This window comes from Serpentinimonas sp. SSL01 (assembly GCF_056323735.1).
In genome coordinates this window covers 1,134,974-1,158,048 of sequence record NZ_CM150487.1, presented here as the reverse complement: position 1 = coordinate 1,158,048, position 23,075 = coordinate 1,134,974, and the positions used below count along the sequence as shown (strand labels likewise).

Annotated in this window: 19 protein-coding genes; 13 read left to right on the top strand and 6 right to left on the bottom strand. The window is 66.5% G+C overall.

The features are described from left to right. Positions 1-64 precede the first annotated feature (64 nt). The 13 genes from ACVMK0_RS05490 (at position 65) to ACVMK0_RS05430 (ending at position 17,778) form a co-directional block, all read left to right on the top strand. Positions 65-1,702: a 3-(methylthio)propionyl-CoA ligase gene (locus ACVMK0_RS05490; RefSeq protein ID WP_476464572.1), complete on the top strand. Its 1,638-nt coding sequence runs from the start codon at positions 65-67 to the stop codon at positions 1,700-1,702. Between the two features lie 115 nt (positions 1,703-1,817). Continuing rightward, entirely contained in the window at positions 1,818-3,071 is a 1,254-nt protein-coding gene (locus tag ACVMK0_RS05485; protein WP_045535647.1) for a branched-chain amino acid ABC transporter substrate-binding protein, read from the top strand. A 16-nt stretch (positions 3,072-3,087) separates the two neighbouring features. Then, complete coding sequence (locus ACVMK0_RS05480) at positions 3,088-4,113, top strand: branched-chain amino acid ABC transporter permease (protein ID WP_476464571.1); 1,026 nt, start codon at positions 3,088-3,090, stop codon at positions 4,111-4,113. A gap of 13 nt (positions 4,114-4,126) precedes the next feature. After that, a complete protein-coding gene (locus ACVMK0_RS05475; protein WP_250960811.1) occupies positions 4,127-5,425 on the top strand; it encodes a branched-chain amino acid ABC transporter permease in 1,299 nt (432 codons plus the stop codon). Next, positions 5,422-6,192 (top strand): ABC transporter ATP-binding protein, encoded by a 771-nt coding sequence (locus ACVMK0_RS05470; protein ID WP_250960810.1) that lies wholly within the window; start codon positions 5,422-5,424, stop codon positions 6,190-6,192. The genes ACVMK0_RS05475 and ACVMK0_RS05470 overlap by 4 nt, the downstream gene beginning before the upstream one ends. A gap of 18 nt (positions 6,193-6,210) precedes the next feature. Further along, on the top strand, positions 6,211-6,906 hold the full coding sequence (locus ACVMK0_RS05465; RefSeq protein ID WP_045535640.1) for an ABC transporter ATP-binding protein: 696 nt from the start codon (positions 6,211-6,213) through the stop codon (positions 6,904-6,906). Between the two features lie 133 nt (positions 6,907-7,039). Next, on the top strand, positions 7,040-9,154 hold the full coding sequence (locus ACVMK0_RS05460) for a 3-hydroxyacyl-CoA dehydrogenase NAD-binding domain-containing protein (RefSeq protein WP_476464570.1): 2,115 nt from the start codon (positions 7,040-7,042) through the stop codon (positions 9,152-9,154). A gap of 42 nt (positions 9,155-9,196) precedes the next feature. Next, positions 9,197-10,372 (top strand): acetyl-CoA C-acyltransferase, encoded by a 1,176-nt coding sequence (locus tag ACVMK0_RS05455; protein ID WP_476464569.1) that lies wholly within the window; start codon positions 9,197-9,199, stop codon positions 10,370-10,372. A 269-nt stretch (positions 10,373-10,641) separates the two neighbouring features. Next, positions 10,642-12,306: a hypothetical protein gene (locus ACVMK0_RS05450; protein ID WP_476464568.1), complete on the top strand. Its 1,665-nt coding sequence runs from the start codon at positions 10,642-10,644 to the stop codon at positions 12,304-12,306. Then, positions 12,303-14,495 carry a BadF/BadG/BcrA/BcrD ATPase family protein gene (locus ACVMK0_RS05445; protein WP_476464567.1) on the top strand — a complete coding sequence of 731 codons (2,193 nt, stop codon included), beginning with the start codon at positions 12,303-12,305 and terminating at the stop codon, positions 14,493-14,495. Before ACVMK0_RS05450 ends, ACVMK0_RS05445 begins: the two co-directional genes overlap by 4 nt. Further along, positions 14,473-15,645 carry an acyl-CoA dehydratase activase-related protein gene (locus tag ACVMK0_RS05440; protein ID WP_045535631.1) on the top strand — a complete coding sequence of 391 codons (1,173 nt, stop codon included), beginning with the start codon at positions 14,473-14,475 and terminating at the stop codon, positions 15,643-15,645. The genes ACVMK0_RS05445 and ACVMK0_RS05440 overlap by 23 nt, the downstream gene beginning before the upstream one ends. 15 nt (positions 15,646-15,660) lie before the next feature. Beyond that, positions 15,661-16,833: a tRNA adenosine(34) deaminase TadA gene (tadA, locus tag ACVMK0_RS05435; RefSeq protein WP_476464566.1), complete on the top strand. Its 1,173-nt coding sequence runs from the start codon at positions 15,661-15,663 to the stop codon at positions 16,831-16,833. Between the two features lie 9 nt (positions 16,834-16,842). Next, positions 16,843-17,778: an LD-carboxypeptidase gene (locus tag ACVMK0_RS05430; protein ID WP_476464565.1), complete on the top strand. Its 936-nt coding sequence runs from the start codon at positions 16,843-16,845 to the stop codon at positions 17,776-17,778. Positions 17,779-17,870: 92 nt separating this feature from the next. Here the strand turns inward: ACVMK0_RS05430 and ACVMK0_RS05425 are convergent, their stop codons facing one another. The 6 genes from ACVMK0_RS05425 to ACVMK0_RS05400 all read right to left on the bottom strand — a co-directional run bounded on the left by ACVMK0_RS05425 (position 17,871) and on the right by ACVMK0_RS05400 (position 23,075). After that, entirely contained in the window at positions 17,871-18,986 is a 1,116-nt protein-coding gene (locus ACVMK0_RS05425; protein WP_476464564.1) for an NAD(P)/FAD-dependent oxidoreductase, read from the bottom strand. Positions 18,987-18,995: 9 nt separating this feature from the next. Further along, positions 18,996-19,325, bottom strand: coding sequence for a ferredoxin FdxA (fdxA, locus tag ACVMK0_RS05420; protein WP_045535622.1), 330 nt, complete (start codon positions 19,323-19,325; stop codon positions 18,996-18,998). Between the two features lie 97 nt (positions 19,326-19,422). Next, positions 19,423-20,889 carry a sulfate adenylyltransferase subunit 1 gene (locus ACVMK0_RS05415; RefSeq protein WP_476464563.1) on the bottom strand — a complete coding sequence of 489 codons (1,467 nt, stop codon included), beginning with the start codon at positions 20,887-20,889 and terminating at the stop codon, positions 19,423-19,425. Between the two features lies 1 nt (position 20,890). Next, a complete protein-coding gene (gene cysD, locus ACVMK0_RS05410; protein ID WP_045535619.1) occupies positions 20,891-21,838 on the bottom strand; it encodes a sulfate adenylyltransferase subunit CysD in 948 nt (315 codons plus the stop codon). Next, positions 21,835-22,626, bottom strand: coding sequence for a phosphoadenylyl-sulfate reductase (locus tag ACVMK0_RS05405; protein WP_144400284.1), 792 nt, complete (start codon positions 22,624-22,626; stop codon positions 21,835-21,837). The genes cysD and ACVMK0_RS05405 overlap by 4 nt, the downstream gene beginning before the upstream one ends. Next, positions 22,623-23,075 (bottom strand): DUF934 domain-containing protein, encoded by a 453-nt coding sequence (locus ACVMK0_RS05400; RefSeq protein WP_052468431.1) that lies wholly within the window; start codon positions 23,073-23,075, stop codon positions 22,623-22,625. Before ACVMK0_RS05400 ends, ACVMK0_RS05405 begins: the two co-directional genes overlap by 4 nt.

Below are 23,075 nucleotides of genomic sequence, written 5' to 3'. Positions count from 1 at the left end.
CGTTGCCGGTGGGGATGAGCCGCGACTAAGATAGCGCCATGACAACCCACCGGAGACACAAACCATGCTTGGACTGATGCAAGAGCAACCCCTGCTGATTTCAGACCTGATCGAACACGCGGCCCGACACCACGGCGAGGTCGAGATCGTCTCGCGCCGGGTCGAGGGCGACATCCACCGCAGCAGCTACGCCGTGGCAGCGCAGCGTTCGCGCCAGTTGGCGCAAGCCCTCGATGCGCTGGGCCTGGAGCAAGGCGAGCGCGTGGCCTCGCTGGCTTGGAACGGCTACCGCCACTTTGAGCTGTATTTCGGCGTCAGCGGCTCCGGGCGCGTGCTGCACACCATCAATCCGCGCCTGCTGCCGCAGCAGATCGCTTGGATCGTCAACCACGCCCAAGACCAGGTGCTGTGCTTCGACCTCACCTTTTGGCCCATCGTCCAGGCCATCGCCGCCCAATGCCCGAGCGTGCGCCTGTGGGTGGCCTTGTGTGATCAGGCCGCGCTGGCCAGCTTGCCCGGGGTCGCGCAGGTGCCCGCATTGGCCAGCTACGAGAGCTGGATCGGGGGCCACAGCGGCAGCTACCACTGGCCGCGCTTCGACGAGCACAGCGCCTCCAGCCTGTGCTACACCAGCGGCACCACCGGCAACCCCAAGGGCGTGCTCTACAGCCACCAATCGACCATCCTGCACGCCTACGCCTCGGCCCTGCCCGACGTGATGTGCCTGAGCGCGCGCGACAGCGTGCTGCCGGTGGTGCCCATGTTTCACGTCAACGCCTGGGGCATACCCTACTCGGCTTGCGCGGTCGGCTGCAAGCTGGTGCTGCCCGGCCCCGCGCTCGATGGCAAATCGGTCTATGAGCTGCTGTCCAGCGAGGGCGTGACTTTTGCCGCCGGTGTGCCCACGGTGTGGCAGATGCTGCTCACGCACATGGGGCAGCACGATCTCAAGCTGCCGCAGTTGCAGCGCACCGTGATCGGCGGCTCGGCTTGCCCGCCGGCCATGATCCGCGCCTTCAGGGAGCGCTACGGCGTCGAGGTGCTGCACGCCTGGGGCATGACCGAACTCAGCCCGCTGGGCACCCTGTGCACGCTCAAAAACCAGCACCTGAGCCTGCCTGAAAGCGAGCAGATGCAGATCCGCCTCAAACAGGGGCGGGCGATCTTTGGCATCGACATGAAGGTCGTCGATGCCCACGGCCACGAGCTGCCTTGGGACGGGCGCTCGGCGGGCGAACTGCTGGTCAAAGGGCCGTGGGTGGTGCGCGACTATTTCCGTGGCGAAGGCCCGCCGCCGCTGCTCGACGGCTGGTTCCCCACCGGCGACGTGGCCACCATCGACGCCGACGGCTTCATGCAGATCACCGACCGCAGCAAAGACGTGATCAAGTCTGGTGGCGAGTGGATCGGCTCCATCGACGTCGAGAACATCGCCATGGCGCACCCGGCGGTGCTGATGGCCGCTTGCGTGGGCGTGCCACACCCCAAGTGGGACGAGCGCCCGGTGGTGGTGGTGGTCAAAAAGCCCGGGCAGGAGCTGACGCGCGAGCAACTGCTCGACTTCTACGCCGGCAAGATCGCCAAATGGCAAATCCCCGACGACGTCATCTTTCTGGACTCGATCCCGCTGGGGGCCACCGGAAAAATGCAAAAAATGAAGCTAAGGGAGCAGTTGCGCGATTACCGCTTGCCGGGTTTGTGAGCGGCGGGGGGCACAGTCACCAAAGCGATAGCAGCTAGGGCAATCCCTTAGAGCGTTTGAGCCCATAAGTGGCTAAGCTGCATGGGCGACAACCCCACCAACAGGAGACAAACCCATGAAGCTCACTCGCCGCGAACTCACCGCCGCCGCCTTGCTCACCAGCGCCTTGCCCGCCGTACCGGCGTGGGCGCAACGCGGCGAAACCGTGCGCATCGCACTGATCGACCCGCAATCCGGTCTGATGGGGCCGGTGGGGATCAACCAGCTGCGCAGTTTTCAGTTTTTTGCCGAAAAATTCAGCGGCGCCGGCAACCCGGCCGGGGTGCGTTTCGAGATCGAGGGCTTTGACAACAAGCTCAGCGCCTCCGAGACGCTGACCGCCATGCAGGCGGCGATCGGCCGCGGCATCCGCTTCATCTCGCAAGGCAACAGCTCGGGCATCGCCGGGGCCATCATCGAGGCCGTGAACCGCCACAACAGCCGCAACCCGGGCCAAGAAGTGGTGTTTTTGAACCACTCGGCGGTGGACCCGGATCTGACCAACAGCCGCTGCAGTTTCTGGCACTTCCGCTTCGACGCCGACACCTCCATGAAGATGGAGGCGCTCACCACCTTCATCCGCGGCGAGCCCACCATCCGGCGCGTGTTCCTGATCAACCAGAACTACGCCCACGGGCACCAAGTGGCACGCTTTGCCAAAGAGATGCTGGCACGCAAGCGGCCCGACATCCAGATCGTCGGCGAAGACCTGCACCCGCTGGCGCAGGTGCGCGATTTTGCCCCCTACGTGGCCAAAATCATGGCCTCGGGTGCCGATTCGGTGATCACCGGCAATTGGGGTTCAGACCTCACGCTGCTCATTCGCGCCGCCAACGACGCCGGCTACCGCGGCCGCTTTTTCACCTACTACGCCGGCGTCACCGGCACCCCGACGGCGCTGGGCACCGCCTCCGAAGGCCGCGTGTACCAGATCGCCTACAACCACTACAACATGGGCGGCCAGATGCAGACCTGGATGAACGAGTTCCGCCAGCGTTTCAACGACGATTTTTATACCGGTTCGATCATCCACATCCTGAACGCGCTCGGGGTGGCGATGCAAAACGCGCGCTCGACCAACGCGGTGCGGGTGGCGCACGCGATGTCGGGGCTGCGCTTCAACAGCTTCAGCGGCCCGGTGGAAATGCGCCGCGCCGACCACCAGTTGCAGCAGCCGCTGTTTCTGACGCGCTGGCAGCGCGTCGATGCCCAGCACCCCTACAGCCCCGAGAACACCGGCATGACGCTGGCCTTGGTGCGCCGCTTCGACGCCTACGTGGCCAGCACCCCGACGAGCTGCGCCATGCAACGCCCGGCCGCCCCGGTTTGATCCGGAAAGCGCGCCGATGGAGTTCTTCATCATCTCGTTGCTGAACGGCATCAGCTTTGGGCTGCTGCTGTTCATGCTCAGTTCGGGCCTGACGCTGATCTTCAGCATGATGGGCGTGCTCAACTTCGCCCACGCCAGCTTTTATATGGTTGGGGCCTACATGGGCTTTGCGGTCTCGCAGATCGTGGGCTTTTGGGCCGCGCTGTTGCTGGTGCCGCTGCTGGTGGGGCTGCTCGGGGCCTTGTTCGAAAAGTACAGCCTGCGCAAGGTGCACAAGTACGGGCACGTACCCGAGTTGATGGTCACCTTCGGCTTGTCGTACATCATCTTGGAGCTGGTGCAGCTGATCTGGGGCCGGATCGCGGTCGAGTTCCGGCCGCCCGAGCTGCTGCAGGGTTCGGCCTTCACGCTGCTCAGCCAGCCCGACGGCAGCCTCGGTTTTGCTTGGGGCCGGGCCGCGCTGGAGCAATGCCAGCCGCTCGGGCCGGCGATCTGTTCGCTGTTTCCGGCCACGCGCGCCTTCATCATGGGGGTGGCGCTGCTGATGCTGGTCTCGCTCTGGTTGCTGATCACGCGCACCCGCGTCGGGCTGGTGATTCAGGCGGCCTTGAAGCACCCCGAAATGGTGGAGGCGCTGGGGCACAACGTGCCGCGCGTGTTCATGCTGGTGTTTGGCGCCGGCACCGGGTTGGCCGGGCTGGCGGGGGTGATGGGGGGCAGCACCTTCGTCACCGAACCGGCGATGGCGCTCACGCTCGGGGCGATCGTGTTCGTGGTGGTGGTGGTGGGCGGGCTGGGCTCGTTGGCGGGGGCCTTTTTGGCTTCGCTGCTGATCGGCGTCATGCAGACCTTTGCGGTGGCGATCGACCAATCGCTGGGCAGCATGTTGCTGGCCATGGGGGTGGCGCTGTCGGCCGAGGCGCAAGCGCACGAGCTCATGCGCTTCACACTGTCCAAGGCGGCCCCGCTGCTGCCCTTTTTGCTGCTGGTGCTGGTGCTGATCTTCAGACCACACGGTTTGCTCGGCAACCGCGATCACTGAAAGACCGCAGCCCATGACCGCCACCAAGTATTATCAATTCCGGCCCATCAATGTCGGGCGCTGGTTCATCTGGTCGCTCTTTGCCTTGGTGCTGCTGTTGGCACCGCTGGTGTTCGACAGCAGCATTGCCATCAGCATGATGGCGCAGATGGGCATCGCCATCATCGCCTGCCTGTCATTCAACATGCTGCTGGGGCAGGGCGGCATGCTCAGCTTTGGTCACGCCGTCTATGCCGGGCTGGGCACTTATGTGGCCATGCATGCGCTGCTGCTGCTGGGCGATGCCGGTTTGCCGGTGCCGGCGGTGGCGCTGATCCCGCTCGTCGGCGGCTTGGCCGGGCTGTTTTTCGCCTTGCTGTTTGGCTACGTGACCACCAAAAAAGCCGGCACCGCCTTTGCCATGATCACGCTCGGGGTGGGTGAGCTGATCTTTATCGCCTCGATGGTGTTTTTCATCTTTTTTGGCGGCGAGGCCGGGGTCTCGGCCGACCGCGTGATCGGGGAGCCGTTTTGGGGCATCAGTTTTGGGCCCCTGATCGAGGTCTATTACCTGATCGCGGTGTACACCTTCCTGTGCGTGGCGCTGATGTTTGCCTACACCCGCACGCCGCTGGGGCGCATCATCAACGCGGTGCGCGACAACCCGGAGCGGGTCGAGTTCATCGGCTACGACCCGCAAACCGTGCGCTACCTGGTGTTCATGATCGCCGGCTTCTTTGCCGGCATCGCAGGCGGCATGGCGGCGGTGTTGTTCGAGATCGTCACCTCCGAGGTGGTGGGCCCGATCCGCTCCGGCTCCTACCTGCTGTTTGCCTTTCTGGGCGGCGTGACCTTTTTCTTTGGCCCCATCATCGGCGGCATCCTGATGGTGTTGGCGTTCGTGATGTTCTCCGAAATCACCAAGGCCTGGATGCTCTACCTCGGGCTGATCTTCGTCTTCATGGTGATGTACGCCCCGGGCGGCATCGCCGGGCTGATCATGATGAACCTGCGCCTGGCCATGTTTGGCCGCTTGGGCGAGCTCTGGGCCAGTTACCTCGGGCTCGGGGCCACGGCGCTGGCGCTGCTGGTCAGCCTGGGGGCGCTGATCGAGATGATCTACCACCTGCAACTGGGCACCGCCATGGGTGATGTGGTGCCGTTCCTCGGCATGTCGCTCAACACGCTCGATCTCGATGTCTGGTTCGGGGCCGTGTTCGTGGCGCTCACCAGCTTTGGCCTGTTCGAGCTCTGCAGGCGCAGCTTCAGCCAGCAGTGGGCCGCGATCCAGACCGACATCGAAAAAGAAATCAAACGCCGGGAGACCGCATGAGCAGCGCCGCACCGTATGCGATCGAGCTCAAGGGCGTGTGCAAGCGCTTTGGCAAGAGCGAGATCATCCGTGGCGTCGATCTGGCCGTGGCCGCTGGGGAGCGGGTGGCCATCATCGGCCCCAACGGGGCCGGCAAATCGACCCTGTTCAACCTGATGAGCGGGCGCTTTGGGCCCAGCAGCGGCGAAATCTGGCTCAACGGCCAGCGCATCGACGGCAAACCGGCCTACGCCATCAACCGCATGGGCCTGAGCCGCAGCTTCCAGATCACCAACCTGTTCCCCAAGCTGAGCGTGTTCGAAAACCTGCGCTGCGCCGTGCTCTGGAGCCTGGGCTACCGCTACACCTTCCTCAAGTTTCTGGCCGACCTCGAAGACGTGATCGAGCGCGTCGATGCGCTGCTGCACCTCATGCGGCTGGAGAAAAAACGCGACACCTTGGCCATGAACCTGAGCTACGCCGAGCAGCGCGCGCTCGAGATCGGCGTCACCATCGCCGGGGGCGCCGGCGTGGTCTTGCTCGACGAGCCCACGGCGGGCATGAGCAAAAGCGAGACCAAGCGCTTCATCGACCTGATCCGCGAAGTCACGGAGGGCAAGACCCTGCTCACGGTCGAGCACGACATGGGCGTGGTGTTTGGCCTCGCCGACAAGATCGCGGTGCTGGTCTATGGCGAGCTGATCGCCTTCGACACCCCCGAGGCGGTGCGCGCCAACCCGCGGGTGCAAGAGGCCTACCTGGGCTCGGTGCTGGCCGCCGCGCACTAAAAGGCGCAGAGAGCAAACATGCTGGAAATCGACAACCTACACGCCTTTTACGGCAAAAGCCACATCCTGCATGGGGTGCAGTTCAAGGTTGCGCCGGGTGAAATCGTGGCCCTGCTGGGGCGCAACGGTTCCGGGCGCTCGACCACGGCCAAGGCCATCATGGGGCTGGTCGATACCGAGGGCAGCATCGTCTGGAAGGGCCAGCGCATCGGCGGGCGCAAACCCTACGAGGTGGCGCACCTAGGCATCGGCTACGTGCCCGAGAGCCGCGACATTTTCCCCAAGCTCACGGTGCAGCAAAACCTGCTGCTGGGCGTCAAAAGCGGCCGCAGCAAAAACAGCTGGAGCTTCGACGACATGTACGCCATGTTCCCGCGCCTCAAAGAGCGCGAGCACACCGAGGCCGGGGTGCTGTCGGGCGGCGAGCAGCAGATGCTGACCCTGTGCCGCACCCTCATGGGCGACCCGGAGCTGATCATCATCGACGAGCCCACCGAGGGCCTGGCGCCCAAGATCGTCGAGCAGGTGGCGGCGTTTTTGCAAACCCTCAAGGCCCGGCGCGTGTCGGTGCTGCTGATCGAGCAAAAGCTGACCATCGCCTTGCAGATTTCGGATCGCGCGCTGGTCATGGGCCACGGCAGCATCGTGTTCGACGACACCCCGGCCGCCCTGCAAGAAAACCGCTACATCCGCCGCGAGTGGCTCGAGGTCTAGCCGCTGCGCCTGACAAACCGGCGACAGCCGCCACTAGGCGCCGCCCCCACGCCTTTGTAAAATCTCCAGCGAGCGAACGGTCGTGCTTTTTTGCCGCCCGCAGCTGCCTTGCCACCCCCCTACAGGAGACCGCATGACCGCGCATTACCAAACCCACGGCGCAGTGGCCGTGATCACGCTCGACAACCCGCCCATGAACGGCATGGGGCTGGCCACGCGCCGCGCCGCGGTGCAGGCGCTGCAGCGGGCGCAGGACGACCCTTCGGTGCAGGCCATCGTGCTCGCCGGGGCCGGCAAGCTGTTTTCCAGCGGCGCCGACATCAAAGAGTTCGGCTCCCCCAAGGCCTACCAAGAGCCCAATCTGCACGGCCTGATCCGCGCCTGCGAGTCCTCGCCCAAGCCGGTGCTAGCGGCCCTGCACGGCATCTGCATGGGCGGCGGGTTGGAGCTGGCGCTGGGTTGCCACTACCGCATCGCCGCCCCGGGCACGCGCATGGCGCTGCCCGAAGTCAAGCTGGGCCTGATTCCCGGCGCCGGCGGCACCCAGCGCCTGCCGCGCGCCTTGGGCGTAGAGCCGGCGTTGAACCTGATCGTCAGCGGTGAACCGGTGGCCAGCGAGCTGCTGGCCCAGTTGCCAGGGCAAAAGCTGTTCGACCGCATCGCCGCCTCGAACGACACGCTGCTCGACGAAGCGCTGGCGCTGGCGCACGAGGTGGCGCAGCGCCACGCCGACGGCACGCCGCTGCCACGGGTGCGCGATCTGCCGTGCCAGCACCCGCAGGGCGAGGCCTATTTCCAGTTTGCGCGCAACATGGCCAAGGGCATGGCGCCGCGCTACCCGGCTCCGCTCAAGTGCATCGACGCCGTGGAGCTGGCCACGCACAAGCCCTTCGAAGACGGGTTGGCGCTGGAGCGCGAAATGTTCGTCAACCTGATGCACACGCCCGAGAGCATGGCGCTGCGCCACGTGTTCGCGGCCGAGCGCGCCGCCAGCAAAATCGCCGACGTGCCCGCCGACACCCCAATGCGGGCCATCCGCTCGGTGGCCGTCATCGGGGCCGGCACCATGGGCGGCGGCATCGCCATGAACTTCCTCAACGCCGGCATCCCAGTGGTGTTGCTCGAGCAGCAGCAGGCCGCGCTCGATCGCGGGCTGGCCACCATCCACAAAAACTACCAGGCCCAAGTCAGCAAGGGCAAGCTCAAGCAGGACAAGCTCGATCAGCGCCTCGCATTGCTGCGCAGCACCCTGAGCTACGCCGACTTGGCCGACGCCGATCTGGTGATCGAAGCCGTGTTCGAGGACATGGGCGTCAAGGAGCAAGTGTTCAAACAGCTCGATGCGGTCATGAAGCCCGGCGCCATTTTGGCCTCCAACACCTCGACGCTGGACCTCAACCGCATCGCCGGCTTCACCCGGCGCCCGCAGGACGTGGTCGGGCTGCACTTCTTTAGCCCCGCCAACGTGATGAAGCTGCTCGAAGTGGTGCGCGGCGCGCAAACCGCCCCCGACGTGTTGGCCACCGTCATGGCGCTGGGCAAGACGATCAAAAAAACCTGCGTGGTCTCGGGCGTGTGCGACGGCTTCATCGGCAACCGCATGCTCGAGCAGTACGTGCGCCAAGCCGGCTTCTTGCTCGACGAGGGCTGCACGCCGCAGCAGGTCGATCGGGCGCTGGAGCAGTTCGGATTTGCCATGGGGCCGTTTCGCGTCGGCGATCTGGCCGGCAACGACATCGGCTGGGCCATCCGCAAGCGCCGCTACGTGGAAAAGCCTGAGGTGCGCTACAGCAAAACCGCCGATTTGCTGTGCGAACTCGGGCGTTTTGGCCAAAAAACCGGCGCCGGCTGGTACGACTACGCCCCGGGCAAGCGCGACCCCATCCCCAGCCCGCTGGTGCAGCAACTGCTCGCCCAGCATTGCCAGAGCCTGGGGCGCACGGCGCGCGCCATCGACGACGAAGAAATCGTGCAGCGCTTGGTGTTTGCGCTGGTCAACGAAGGCGCGCACCTGCTGCAAGAGGGCATCGCCGCCAAGGCCGGCGACATCGACATGGTGTACCTCACCGGCTACGGCTTCCCGGTCTGGCGCGGCGGCCCAATGCACTACGCCGACCAGTACGGCCTGTGCAACGTGGTGCAAGCCATGCGCCGCTTTGCCCGCAACCCCTACGACGACAGCGCCTTTTGGCAGCCCGCCCCGTTGATCGAGCGCCTGCTCGCCGAAGGCCGCACGTTCACCGGCTAAATCACCGGCCCACAGCCGCAACCGAATCTGGAGCATCAGCCCATGAGCCACGCCCTCATCGTATCCACCGCACGCACCCCGCTGGCCAAAAGCTGGAAAGGGTCTTTCAACCTCACCCATGGGGCCACGCTGGGCGGCCATGCGGTGCGCCATGCCATTGCCCGCGCCGGCATCGACCCGGCCGCGGTCGAAGACGTGATCATGGGCTGTGCCAACCCCGAAGGGGCCACCGGCATGAACATCGCGCGCCAGATCGCGCTCGCCGCCGGTTGCCCGGTGAGCACCTCCGGCCTCACGGTGAACCGCTTTTGCTCCTCGGGCCTGCAAACCATCGCGCTGGCGGCGCAGCGCATCATCGCCGGCGAGGGCGAGGTCTATGTCGCCGGGGGTGTCGAGAGCATTTCGTGCGTGCAGCAGGAAATGAACCAGCACATGCTGATCGACCCGGCGCTCCAGCAGGCCAAACCGGCGATCTACTGGAGCATGCTGCAAACCGCCGAACAGGTGGCGCAGCGCTACGGCATCGGGCGCGAGGCGATGGACGAATACGGTGCCGCCAGCCAGCAAAAAGCCTGCGCCGCACAGGCCGCAGGGCGCTTTGCCGACGAGATCGCGCCCATCGAGGTGCGCGCCGGCGTGGCCGACAAAACCCTGGGCCTGATCACGCGCAAAATCAGCGTGAGCCTAGACGAAGGCCTGCGCGCTGGCACCACGCGCGAGGGCATCAGCGGCATCAAACCGGCGCTGCCTGGCGGCTTGGTGGCGGCGGGCAACGCCAGCCAGTTCAGCGACGGCGCCGGCGCCTGCGTGCTGATGCACGAAAGCCTAGTGCAAAAACAGGGCTTGCAGCCGCTGGGCCGCTTCCTCGGCTTTGCCGTGGCCGGGTGCGAGCCCGACGAAATGGGCATCGGCCCGGTGTTTGCCGTGCCCAAGGTGCTGGCCAAATTGGGCCTCAAGGTCGATGACATCGACCTGTGGGAGCTCAACGAAGCCTTTGCCGTGCAGGTGCTCTACTGCCGCGACCGGCTCGGCATCCCCAACGAGCGGCTCAACGTCAACGGCGGCGCGATCGCGCTCGGCCACCCCTACGGCGTCTCGGGCCAGCGCCTGACCGGCCACGCGCTGATCGAGGGCAAGCGGCGCGGCGCCAAACGGGTGTGCGTCACCATGTGCATCGGCGGCGGCATGGGTGCGGCCGGGGTATTTGAAGTGCTGTAACCGCCAAATTTTCAACCCAATCCCGGAACCGCAACCGACCGGGCGTGCTCACACAGCTAGAGCATGCACGCTCGTGTCGTAAAAGCCCGAGCTTGTAGTCGACTTACCCATCTGAGCTGGACTTTCTCCACGCCCATTGCGAGCGATAACCACAGCATTTTTACGGTTTAGCGTTTTCAGTAAGCCGAATGCTGCAAAATTGGCCCGACGAAATTTTGCGCGGATTTGGGTTCGGTTCGGTTCGGTTCCATGCATCGAAAGGATTGGTTATGAGCGTCAGCGAAGCATCGCGCGGTTTGTCCGCACTGCAACAAATTCGGGTCGTCACTGAACACCCTAACCCAACCGTCGTTAAGCGAGCCCCGCAGGGCTTGCCGCCCTTGGGGCCGTCGGCGTCGCCACCCAGCCAGGGGTCGGCCAGCGGCCACTACCGCGCCTACAAACCCCGGCCTTTCACGCGCGAAGAGCGCGACAAGGTCACGATTTTGTTTGGCGGCCTGCACTGGCGCGCCGAGCGCCTGATGCAAGGCGCCATGGAAAACCTCGGCTACCGGGTGCAGGTGCTGCCCAACCCGACCCGTGCCGACTTGCTCACCGGGCGCGAAGTGGCCGACATCGGCCAGTGCTGCCCCACCAGCTTCGTCACTGGCAATCTGGCCAACTTTTTGAGCGGCGAGACCAAGCGCATCGGGGCCGAGCGCGTCAACCAAGAATACGTCTACATCACCGCCGGGGCTTGCGGCGCTTGCCGCTTCGGCCAGTACCACCAAAGTTACGAACTGGCGCTGCGCAACGTGGGGCTGGATTCGTTCCGCCTGTTTTTGCTGGCCCAAACCCAAGTCGATCAGGGCCCGGCAAACGGCGGTGGGCTTGAAATCAACCCATCCTTTACCATGGGTGCGGTCTGGGGCGTGTTGCTGGCCGACGTGGTGCAAGACCTCGAATACCAGGTTCGCCCCTACGAAAAAAACCCCGGCGAAACCTCGCGTGTGGCGCGCGAGTCGATCGAATATCTGTACCAAACCATGCGCGAGCGCCCCGAGCGCGGCAAAAAATGGGGCCCGCTGGTGTGGCACTTTGCCACGCCGTATTTCGTCAACGCGCTGCGCGAGGTGCGGCGGCGCTTCGACGCCATCGAGGTCGATCGGCTGCGCGTCAAGCCGCTGGTCAAGATCACCGGCGAGTTTTACCTACAAACGGTCGAGGGCGACGCCAACTACAACATCCACAGCTGGCTCGAGAGCGAAGGGGCCGAGGTCTATCCGGCCCCGGTTGCGATCTGGCTCGACTACCTGCTGCGCTTCGGGCGCCAGCGGGCCGAAGAGCGCTTTGGCATCGAGCCCGGTGCGCGGCGCCAAAACGCCACCTACGCCGCCATCCAGACCTTGCTGCGCTGGACCTACAACCGCATGCGCCACGCGCTGGGCGATGTGCCCCACGCCCTGCCCGAGCAGACCGTGCTGCGCGATCTGGCGGCGCCGTATTTCCACAAGCGCTTGAGCGGCGGTGAGGGCGACATGCTCATCGGCAAGGCGCTGTGGGCGCACCTGCACAAAAAGGCGCACATGACCTGCGAGCTCTCGCCCTACGCCTGCATGCCCAACACCATGAGCATCGGCGCCATGGCGGCGGTGCAGGGCAAGTACCCCGATCTGCTCTATGCGCCGATCGAGATCAAGGGCGACGCCGAGGTGCACGCGCTGTCGCGCTGCCAGATGATCTTGACCGAGGCCAAAAAACGCGCCGTGCGCGAGTTCGATTCGGTGCTGCAACGCATCGGCCTCACCGAAGCCCAGTTGGCGGCCGAAGTAGCGGCGCGGCCCGAACTGTCGCGCGCCACCTACCGGGTGCCGCACTACGGTGTGGCTGGCACGGCGGCCAACTTGGCGCTGCACATCGCCCACCTCAAGGGCTTGCCCGGGGTGCGCGCATGAAGCGGCTCGGCCTCGACGTGGGCTCCACCACCGTCAAAGCGCTGCTCGACGACGGCAGCGGCGCCGTGCTGTGGCAAGACTACCAGCGCCACGACACCAAACAGGCCGAAAAGGTGCTGGAGTTTTTGCAGCGCGTCGAGGCCGAATGCGGCTTCGCGCCCGGGGTCGATCGCATCCTGATCACCGGCTCCGGCGCCGGCCTGATCGCCCCCTTGCTGGGGGCCAAGTTCGTGCAAGAGGTGGTGGCGGTCTCGGCGGCAGTAGAAAAGCTGCACCCGGAAGTCAACTTCGTCTCCGAAATCGGCGGCGAAGACATGAAGACCCTGTTCTTCAGCCCCAGCGGCGACGGCAAATCGAAGCAGGTGTTCATGCAGTCGGCGTGCAGCGGCGGCACCGGCACCTTCATCGAAAAAACCGCGCGCAAGCTCAAGGTGGCGCCCGATGAGCTGGCGCAGATGGGCTACACCGGGCTGGATTTGCACAAAATCAGCTCAAAATGCGGCATCTTCGCCGAAACCGACGCCAACACGCTGGTCAAGAGCGGCGTGCCGGTGCCCGAGATCATCGCCAGCCTGTTCGAGGCCGTGGTCTATCAAAACCTAGCCACCCTCACCAAGGGCAATGTGCCCACCCCGCACGTGCTGCTGCTGGGCGGCCCCAACCTGTTCTTCAAAGGCTTGCAAGAGGCTTGGCGCCACCATTTGGTCAAGCTCTGGAGCGAGCGCCGCGTCGCCTTGCCCGAGGGCTCCAGCCCCGAATCCCTGATCTTGGTGCCCACCGAGGCGCTCTATTACGCCTGCATCGGCTGCATCGAAATCGGGCGCACCGAACCGGCCACGGTCGGCATCTACAGCGGCACCGAACGCCTGCGCTGGTGGATCAGCGAGGGCCAACACGAGCAAAAAGCGCGCGAAGGCGCCAAGGGCCTGACCGCCAGCGCCGCCGAGCTCGAGCGCTTCATGCAAAACTACGGCCAAACCCAGCGCGGGGTGCCGTCGGCCGCAGCGGCCGCCAGCCTGACCGAGCAAACGGTGATTTTGGGTTGCGACTTTGGCAGCACCACCGCCAAGGCGGTGGTGCTGTCGCAGAGCGGCGAGGTGCTGGCCAGCTGTTACGTGCCCTCCAACGGCAACCCGATCGAAGACGCCAAGGGGCTGATGCGCCAGGTGCGCGCCGCCGGTTTCGAGCGCATCGGCGCCCTAGGCCTGACCGGCTACGGCAAAGACCTGCTCAAAGACATCGTCGGCTCCGACATGGCCGTGGTCGAAACCGTGGCTCACGCCACCGCCGCGCTGCACTACATCCCCGACGCCGACGTGATCTGCGACGTGGGCGGCACCGACGTCAAGATCATGCTGCTGCGCCAAGGCACCGTGGCCGATTTCCGGCTCAACTCCCAGTGTTCTTCGGGCAACGGGGCCTTTTTGCAGGGGGTGGCCGAGCGCTACCGCATCCCGCTCGAAGACTACGCGCAAAACGCTTTCCAAGCGCGCTCGATTCCGGCGCTGGCCATGGGCTGCGGCGTGTTCTTGCAGTCCGACATCGTGAATCAGCAGCGCAAGGGCTGGGCGCGCGAAGAGATCATGGCGGCGCTGGCGGCGGTGCTGCCGCTCAACGTCTGGGTCTATGCCGGGCAGATCCAAAACCTGGCCGCGGTCGGGCGCAAGTTCGTGCTCCAAGGCGGCACGCACCGCAATCTGGCGGTGGTCAAGGCGCAAGTCGATTTCATCCACGCCAAAGTGCCCAGCGCCGATGTGGTGGTGCACCCCTACTCGGGCGAGGCCGGGGCCATCGGCGCCGCGCTGTGTGCGCTCGACTGGTTCAAGGGTGGCCAGAAAACACGTTTTCGCGGCTATGATCTGATCGAGTCGCTTGAGTACAAAGCCACCACCAACGAAGACACCGTCTGCCACTGGTGCCCGGTCAACTGCCGGCGCACCTTCATCGACGTGCAGATACCCGGCGCCGCCGGGCGGCCGTGGAGCAAGGTGCCGGTCGAGGCGGGCTGGGAGCGCGTCATCAGCGGCAACACCTGCCCCAAGGGCTTGCTCGAAGACGTGAAAGAGATGAAAGTCGTTAAAGATCAACTGGAGGAAGCGCGACGTGCCTACCCGAACATTGCTGAACTGGTTCGTGAAGGCGCCTTCAAACGCGCCAAAGAGGAGCTTGTTCCAGCCAGCGCCGACTGAAGCCGATCTGGCGGCACAGCGCCAGGCGCGCGCCAAGCTGCGCATCGGAATTCCGCGCGTACTCAACATCTGGAGCACACACCAGTTTTGGTTTGGGTTTCTGGAGGCCCTAGGGATCGACCCGCGGCGCATCGAATTTTCATCCGATACCTCGGAGGAACAGGCGCGCACCTACGCCAAGGGGCGCGGCACGGTGGACTGCTGCTACCCGGTCAAGTGCATCTCGGGGCACTACGGCGAGCTGTTGGCGCGCAGCAAACGCAAGATCGACATCCTGTTCTCGCCCATGATCCATTCCGTGCCCTCGTACCTCGATGGGTACGTGGATGCCTCGCTCACCTGTCCGCGCGTCATGGCGGCCTCGGAAAACATCAAGGCCGGCTTCATCAAAGAGCGCGACGCCTTTGCCGAAGCGCGGGTGCTGCACGTCACGCCCTTTGTCTCGCTGGCCGACCCGCCGGTGGTGCCCAAACAGCTCTATGAGGGCATGCGCGATGCCCTGCCGGGCCTGACGCTGGCCGAAACCACGGAAGCGGTGCAGATGGGCTACCGCAGTCTAGACGCCTACAACCAGCGCCTGCGCACCAAGGCGCGCGAGATCTTGGAGTGGTGCGCGCGCGAGCAGCGCCCCTGCATCTTGGTGGTGGCGCGGCCCTACCACATGGACCCCGGCATCGGCCACGAGATCGAAGTCGATCTGCAAGCGCACGGCTACCCGGTGCTGTGGGCCCAGTACCTGCCCATCGACGCCGACCTGCTGCACTGGATGTTCGACCCCGACATCGCCGCCGGCCACATCCGCTCGCCGCTCGACATCCGCGACGTCTGGCCTTCGTCGTACAGCGGCAACACCAACGAGATTTTGTGGGGCGCCAAGGTGGCGGCGCGCATGCCCTGGATCGCCGCCGTGGTGCGGCTGGCCAGCTACGAGTGCGGCATGGACCAGCCCACTTATTCGCCGGTGCAGTCCATCGTCGAGCGCTCGGGTACGCTGTTCTTTTCCTTCCAAGACCTCGACTCGACCAAGCCGGCCGGCTCGGTCAAAATCCGCGTCGAAACCGTGGCGCACTACCTGTCCAAACAAGGGGCCGACATCATCAACCGCAAGCTCGCCGCCAGCCAACCCGGCTGCCCACTGCTCGGGGCTTGAGCGGTGCTGGGCGCGGTGGACGACACGCAACCGGAGCCCGCAGACCTGCACTACATGGGCTTGGCCTTGCAGCAGGCGCGCCGGGGCGCTGCGTTGGGCGAGGTGCCGGTGGGCGCGGTGCTGGTGCGGCCGGGGGCGCCGCAGCCGCTGCTGGCGGCGGCGCACAACCAGCCCATCGGCCTGTGCGACCCCAGCGCCCACGCCGAGCTGCTGGCCTTGCGCCAAGGCGCGCAGGCGCTGGGCAACTACCGGCTCGATGGCTGCACGCTCTACGTCACGCTCGAGCCCTGCGCTATGTGTGCCCAAGCCATGCTGCACGCGCGGTTGCGCCGGCTGGTGTACGGTGCGCCCGAACCCAAAACCGGGGCCGCCGGTTCGGTGCTCGATCTGTTTGCCATCGCTGCGCTCAACCACCACACTGCGGTGCAAGGCGGCGTGCGTGCAGATGAATGCGCGGCACTGCTGCAGGATTTTTTTTCCCAGCGCCGCAGCCAAGCGCGTGCCACCCAGCAACCGCTGCGCCAAGACGCACTGCGCACGCCGGAGGCCGCCTTTGAACCCGTGTGGAAGCTGTGGCCGCAGTGGCGCGCATGCCAGCGTTGGGTGGCCGACTTGCCCGCCCTGGGCGGTTTGCGCCTGCACCTGCTCGATCTGCCGGGGGCTGACTCGGCGGCGCCGGTGTGGCTGCTGCTGCACGGGCCCACCGGCTGGTGGCCGCAGTGGGCCGGCAGCATGGCTGCGCTGCAGGCGCAGGCCAGCCGCGTGCTGGTGCCCGACCTCATCGGCTTTGGCCAGAGCGACAAGCCCAAGCGGGCGCATTGGCACAGCTTGGCCCAGCACGCCCAAGTTTTGCTGCAGCTGCTGCAGCACAGCGGCTGCCTGCCCACCGGCGCGGCAGCGCCCCTGCAGCTGCGCTATGCGCCCGGGCAGGTGGCACTGGCGCAGGCGCTGACCCAAGCGTTCATAGCTACTGGGCAGACCCATCAGCCCGACCCAGAAGTGGGCGCGCACAACCCAGATCAGCCCTCTGAGGCGTTGCGCATTAGCGATCGCCTGCCGATCGAAGCGGCCGAACTCGAGCCCACGCCGTGCCCGCTTTCGCCCCCTGATTGGCCTACCTTGCCGTACCCCGATGCCGGGCACCGGGCGGCGCTGCAGGCTTGGGGCCAGGCAGGCCCGGGCGCATAATCCCGCGTCATGAGTCACATCTACCTGTATTCCCCCAGCGGGGCGGTGCGCGACCGCGCCGGCTTCAAGCGCGCCGTAAAAAGGCTGCAGGCCCAGGGCCACCAAGTCGAGATCGACCCAGATGCGCTCAGCACCTGGCAGCGCTTCGCCGGTGACGACGCCACCCGCCTAGCCGCCATCGGGCGCGCCGCCGCCAGCGGCGCCGAGATCGTCCTCACCACCCGGGGCGGTTACGGCCTCACCCGGCTGCTGCCCCACTTGCCCTACGCCGCCATACAAAGCTCCGTCGAGCGCGGCAGCGCCTGGGTGGGCTTGAGCGACTTCACCGCCCTGCAACTGGCGCTGCTGGCGCAAACCGGGGGCTGCACCTGGTCTGGGCCGGCCCTGCTCGAAGACTGGGCCACCCCCGAGCCACCCGACGAAATCATGCAAGCCTGCTTCGATGATTTGTGCGCCGGGGTAGGCGAGGGCGCTGGCTGGCGATTGCCCCCGGCCGACCTGCGCGCCCACCCCGAGCTGGCTCATGCCGCCGCAAATGAAGGCTGGTTGATTGATGCCGCACCACTCTGGGGCGGCAACCTGTCGATCTTCAGCGGCCTCGCGGGCACGCCCTACCTGCCCGCAGTCGAAGGCGGCATCCTGTTCCTCGAAGACGTGGGTGAGCACCCCTACCGCATCGAGCGCATGCTCAGCCAGCTGCTGCACAGCGGCGTGTTGCAGCGCCAACGCGCCATCGTGCTGGGCGCCTTCAACCGCTTTCAGCTCACCCCGCACGACCGCGGCTTCAAGCTCGCCAGCGTGGTGCAGTGGCTGCGCAACCAAGTGAGCGTGCCCGTGCTCACCGGGTTGCCCTTTGGCCACGTGCCCACCAAAGTGCTGCTGCCCGTGGGCCGCAGCGTGCAGCTGCTGGTGCAGGGCCGCGATTGCTTGCTGTTTTGGGGTTGAAGCCGCAGAAACCCAAGCTAGGCGCTTGCTGTTTGAGATGTGCCCGATGGGCTGCGCATAGCCTTGGGGCCCTTCAACGCTAGGGGGCGCCGCTAAGCACCCCCCACCCCCAACAACTGCTGCAGGCGCGGGCTGGTGGTGGTGTATTGCAGCAGCTGGCGTTGGCCGGGGCGCAGTTGGGCGGCGGCGGCGAAGGCGGCGAGGGTGGCTTCGTGGAAGGCACAGACGATGAGTTTGCGTTTGCCGGGGTAGTGGTTGATGTCGCCCACGGCGTACAGGCCGGGTTCGGCGGTGGCCATGGTGGCGCTGTCCACTGGCAAAAGCTTGCGCTGCAGCGCCAGGCCCCAGTCGGCCAGCGGCCCGAGTTTTGGGCTCAGGCCCAAGCGCGGCAGCAGCAGGTCGCAGGGCAGGGTGGCTTGGCCGCCGCCGGGGGTGGCCAGCAGCAGGGCTTGCAGCGCCGCCCCTGCCGGATCTGCGTCCGCACCGCAAACGAGGCCCACCGGCTGGCCGAGCACGAGCTGCAGCGTCTGCGCGGCCAGCGCTCGGTCTAGGGCGGCTTGGAGTGGGGGCTCGATCTGCAAGCGCTCGCTGCGGTGCAACAGGGTGATGCGGCTGTGGGTCGCATGCTGTGCTGACTCCTGCGCCAACTCCAGCGCCAGTTCCACCGCAGCCGCGTCGCCCCCGTGCACCACGACGTGCCGTGCAGTGGCCAGTGCGGCCTCGGGGGGCAGGTCGTGGTAGCAGACTTGCGCTGGCGCGCTGTGCTCGAAGGGTTCGAGCTCGGGCAGGGCTTCTTTGCGTGGCACAAAGGCGCCGACGCCGGCGGCGATGAACACCGTGGGCGCCAGCCACGCCTGAATGTTGTTTGGCCCGTTGTTCTGCCCATTGCTGCGCACCAGCCAGCGCCCGTCGGGCTGGCGCTGCACGCTGCTCACGAGCTGACCCAGATGCAGCGGCGGGTTGAAGGGGCGCAGCTGCTGCAGCAGGCGCTCGGCGAGCTCACGGCCGCTACACACCGGCAGGCCGGGCAGGTCGTAGATCGGTTTGTCGGGGTAGAGCGCGGCGCACTGGCCGCCGGGTTCGGGCAGCACATCGACCAGGTGGCAGGCGACCTCTTGCAGCCCGAGCTGAAAGGCCAAAAATAGCCCAGCCGGCCCGGCCCCGATGATCAGAGCCTCGGTTTCGATGGGCGGTGGCGTGGCGGCCAAGGGGAGTTGTCAGCGTTTGAGCAGAGGCAGCTTGCCGGTCATGTCTTTGTGGTCATCGGCGTCGGGCAGCGGTGACTTGCGCTTGGTGATGCTTTTCCAGCCTGGCAGGCGCGCCAGTTCGGCATTGAGGGCGATCATATGCTGCTGGTCGTTGGGCACGTCTTCCTCGGGGTAGATGGCGCTCACCGGGCACTCGGGGATGCAGACGGCGCAGTCGATGCACTCGTCGGGGTCGATGGTGAGGAAGTTGGGGCCTTCGCGGAAGCAATCCACGGGGCAGACATCGACGCAGTCGGTGTATTTGCAGGCAATGCAGGCTTCGGTAACTACGTGGGTCATGGCTCGGTGACTCGGTGGCTCGGGGCGCGGGCTAAAGGACGGGGAAGGGCGAAAGTTCGGATTTTAGGGCTTCGGGGTTCGCCTGTTAGGGGGGTGGTCAATCCAGCAACACAGCGGCGGCGGTGCGGTGGCTGGCGCTGTCCACCAAAATCAAGGCCCCGAGCGCGCGCGACTGGGCGTAGGCATGCGCCGGCAGCGGCACTTGCAGTTGCAACTCGACACGGCCGATGCCGTTGGCCTCGAGCCGATCGGCGCTTTGTTGCTCCAGCGTGTGGATGTCGAGTCGGTGCAGCACCCGCGTGACCTTGGCCTTGACCCAGCGGTGCTGGTGCAGCGCCCAGTACAGGCGCCCGGGTTGCAGGGGTTCGTCATCGAGCCAGGCCAGGGTGGCGCTTAGACTGTGGCGCGCTGGGTAGGGGCTGGCTGGGGCTTCGGCTGTAGCGCTGGTGGCGTCAGCGCCGGGGCTGGCGGTGACGGGGCTGGCGGTGACGGGGCTGGCGGTGACGGGGCTGGCGGTGACGGGGCTGGCGGTGACGGGGCTGGCGGTGACGGGGCTGGCCAGCAACCAGTCGCCGCGCGAGACGTCGAGTTCGCGCTCGAGCAGCACGCCGGCGCTGTGCCCGGCCGCCACGGCTTGGGGCTGGCGGCAGCGGTTCAGCACCTGCACCACGCGCGCGCGCTGGCCGCTGGGGAATACTTGCACCTCGTCGCCGGCTTGAACGCGCCCGGCCGCAACCCGGCCCCATAAGACGCGCCGCCCGTGCGCCGGGGCCGCCCCAGCCGCAGGCAGCTCGACCGCATCCACATCGGTGGCGCCGGGTTTTTCCACCCATTGCACCGGGAACGCCAGTGCGGCCTCGGGCGCGGGGGCGGTGTTGGGCAGTTGCTCGAGCACCTCGAGCAGCGTCGGGCCGTGGTAGCCGCACCAGCCGTCGTGGCCGTGGCCGCGATCGACCACGTTCCAGCCCTTGAGCGCGGAGATCGGCAGCACGGCCTGCGCCGCCAGCCCGGCTTGCTCGGCAAAGCGCAGCAAAGCAGCGCGGATGTGGGCAAAGGCCAGCGCGGCATCGGCCACGGCGTCGAGCTTGTTGACGGCAAACACCAAGCTGGGCACGCGCAGCAGGTGGCACAACAGGGCGTGGCGGCGCGTTTGCGCAAGCAGCACCAAGTCGGGGCGCTGCCAGTCGAGTTTGGTGGCATCGACCAGCAGCACGGCGGCGTCGGCGCTGGAGGCGGCGGTGACCATGTTGCGCGTGTATTGCTCGTGCCCGGGGGCGTCGCCGATGATGAACTTGCGCCGCTCGCTGCTGAAGTAGCGGTAGGCGACGTCGATGGTGATGCCTTGCTCGCGCTCGGCCATCAGGCCGTCGGTCAGGCGCGCGAGGTCGAGTTGCGCGCCCGCATCGGCCTTATCGGCCTCATCGTGCGCGTGGCTGGGGCTGCTGTGCGCGATGCCGGCCAAGTGGTCTTGCAGCACCGCTTTGCTGTCGAGCAGCAGGCGGCCGATGAGCGTGCTCTTGCCGTCGTCAACCGAGCCGCAGGTGATGAAGCGCAACGCGTCCATATTAAAAATACCCTTCGAGTTTGCGTTTTTCCATCGAGGCTTCGCTGGTCTGGTCGTCCATGCGCGTGGCGCCGCGTTCGCTCAACTGGGCGTTGAGGGTTTCGGCGACGATCTGCCCGGCCGTGCTGGCGCTGCTGGCCACCGGGCAGGTGCAGGTGATGTCGCCCACGGTGCGAAAGCGCACGCTCAAATGTTCGACGGTCTCGCCGGGCTTGGGCGGGGTGAGCTCGGTCACCGGCACCAGCAGGCCGCGCCGTTGCACCACCGGGCGCAGGTGCGCGTAGTACAGGCTGGGCAGGGCGATGCGCTCGCGCTCGATGTATTGCCAGACGTCGATCTCGGTCCAGTTGCTGATCGGGAACACGCGGAAGTGCTCGCCCGGTTGCAGCCGGGTGTTGTAGAGCTGCCAGAGCTCGGGGCGCTGCGCCTTGGGCTGCCACTGGCCAAAGGCGTCGCGGTGGCTGAAGAGGCGCTCTTTGGCGCGCGCCTTTTCTTCGTCGCGCCGGGCGCCGCCGATTAGGGCGTCGAAGCGAAATTCGTCGATCGCTTCCAGCAGCGTGACCGACTGGTGCGCGTTGCGGCTCTGGCCCGGGTGCGCCAGGCGCACACTGCCGCGCGCCATCGAGTCCTCAACCCGGCGCACGATCAGTTCGGCCCCCAGTTCGCGCGCGCGCTGGTCTCGGAAGGCCAGCACCTCGGGGAAGTTGTGGCCGGTGTCGATCATCAGCAGCGGGTAGGGCAGGCGGCCGCGGCCAAAGGCTTTTTCGGCGCAGCGCAGCAGCACCAGCGAGTCTTTGCCGCCCGAGAACAGCAGTGCCGGGCGCTCAAACACGGCGGCGACTTCGCGCAGGATGAAGATGGTTTCTTCCTCGAGCGCGTCGAGCTGGCTGTTGTCGAGCTGGGGCGCGGCGCTGGGGCCAGGCTGGGGAAGGGGGATGCGTGCGTTCATGGGTGGCTCCTTTGGTGCAGGCCGCATTCTTTGGCGCTGTCTTGTTCCCACCACCAGCGCCCAGCGCGCAAATCTTCGCCCACGCTCACGGCGCGGGTGCAGGGCGCGCAGCCGATGCTGGGGTAGAAGCGGTCGTGCAGCGGGTTGTAGTCCAGCCCGTGCAGGGCGATGTGGTGCCAGACCTCGCCCCAGCTCCAGTCGGCCAGCGGGTTGATCTGGATCAGCCCCGCGCTGGGCCGGTCGGCGCGTGCGGGGTCGAGGTCGCTGCGGTCGATCGCGGGCACCTCGGCGCGCTGGGCCGATTGTTCGCGCCGCAAACCGGTGATCCAAGCGCGCTGGCCGTGCAGCGCCCGGCGCAGCGGCTCGACTTTGCGGATGGCGCAGCAGGCTTGGCGCAGGGCCACGCTGCGGCGCATGGCATCCGGGCCCTCGCGCGCCACGAAGGCTTCGGCCACGCCGGGCTGCGGTTTATAGACGCGCACCGGTTGTGCATCCGGCTGTGCCGCCCGCGCCTCGGTGCGCGCCAGCAGCGCCAGCGTCTCGGGGTGCAGGGCACCGGTGTCGAGCACAAACAGCGGGATCGGTAGACTCAGGGTGTCGATCAGGTGCCGGATGACCACGTCTTCGGCCCCAAGGCTGGAGGCCTGCACCAGCGGCTGGTGCTCGCTGGCCGCTTGTTGCAGCAGGGCGCGGCTGCGCGCCAGCTTGGCCTGGTAATCGGCGCTCGGCTGGGCCTGCTGCAGGGCAGCGCGGGCAAAGTGCGGCTGCACCTGCTGGGCGTTCATCATGCGGGGGCTCCGGTGGTGGTGGCGGTGGTTGCAGCGTAGGCGGTGACGGCAGCGCGGGCAAAGTGCGGCCGCGGTTGCAGCGCGTCGCCCTGGTAAAAGCTGCCAAACTGTTGCAGCAGGCGCTGCCCGTGCGCCGGGTCTTGGTCGGCGCGCAGCAGGGCTTCGTCGAAGCCGCAGCGCTGCAATTGCAGCAACTGGTCGATCAGCACCTCGCCGGTGGCGCGCAGCAGGCCGCAGTAGCCGCAGCGCCGGCGCAGCAGCACCGCCTGGCTGTAGGCGCGGCCGTCGGTGAATTTGGGGAACTGTAGGTCGATGCGCTGCACGGCGCTTAGGTCGAGCGTTTGCGCAAGGTGCGCGGCCCACAGCTCGAAATCGGGGGCCAGCGTGAGCACGCTGCCGGCGGGGCTGGGCGCGGCCGCGGCGGCCTCGGTTGGCGTGAGGAGTTTCAT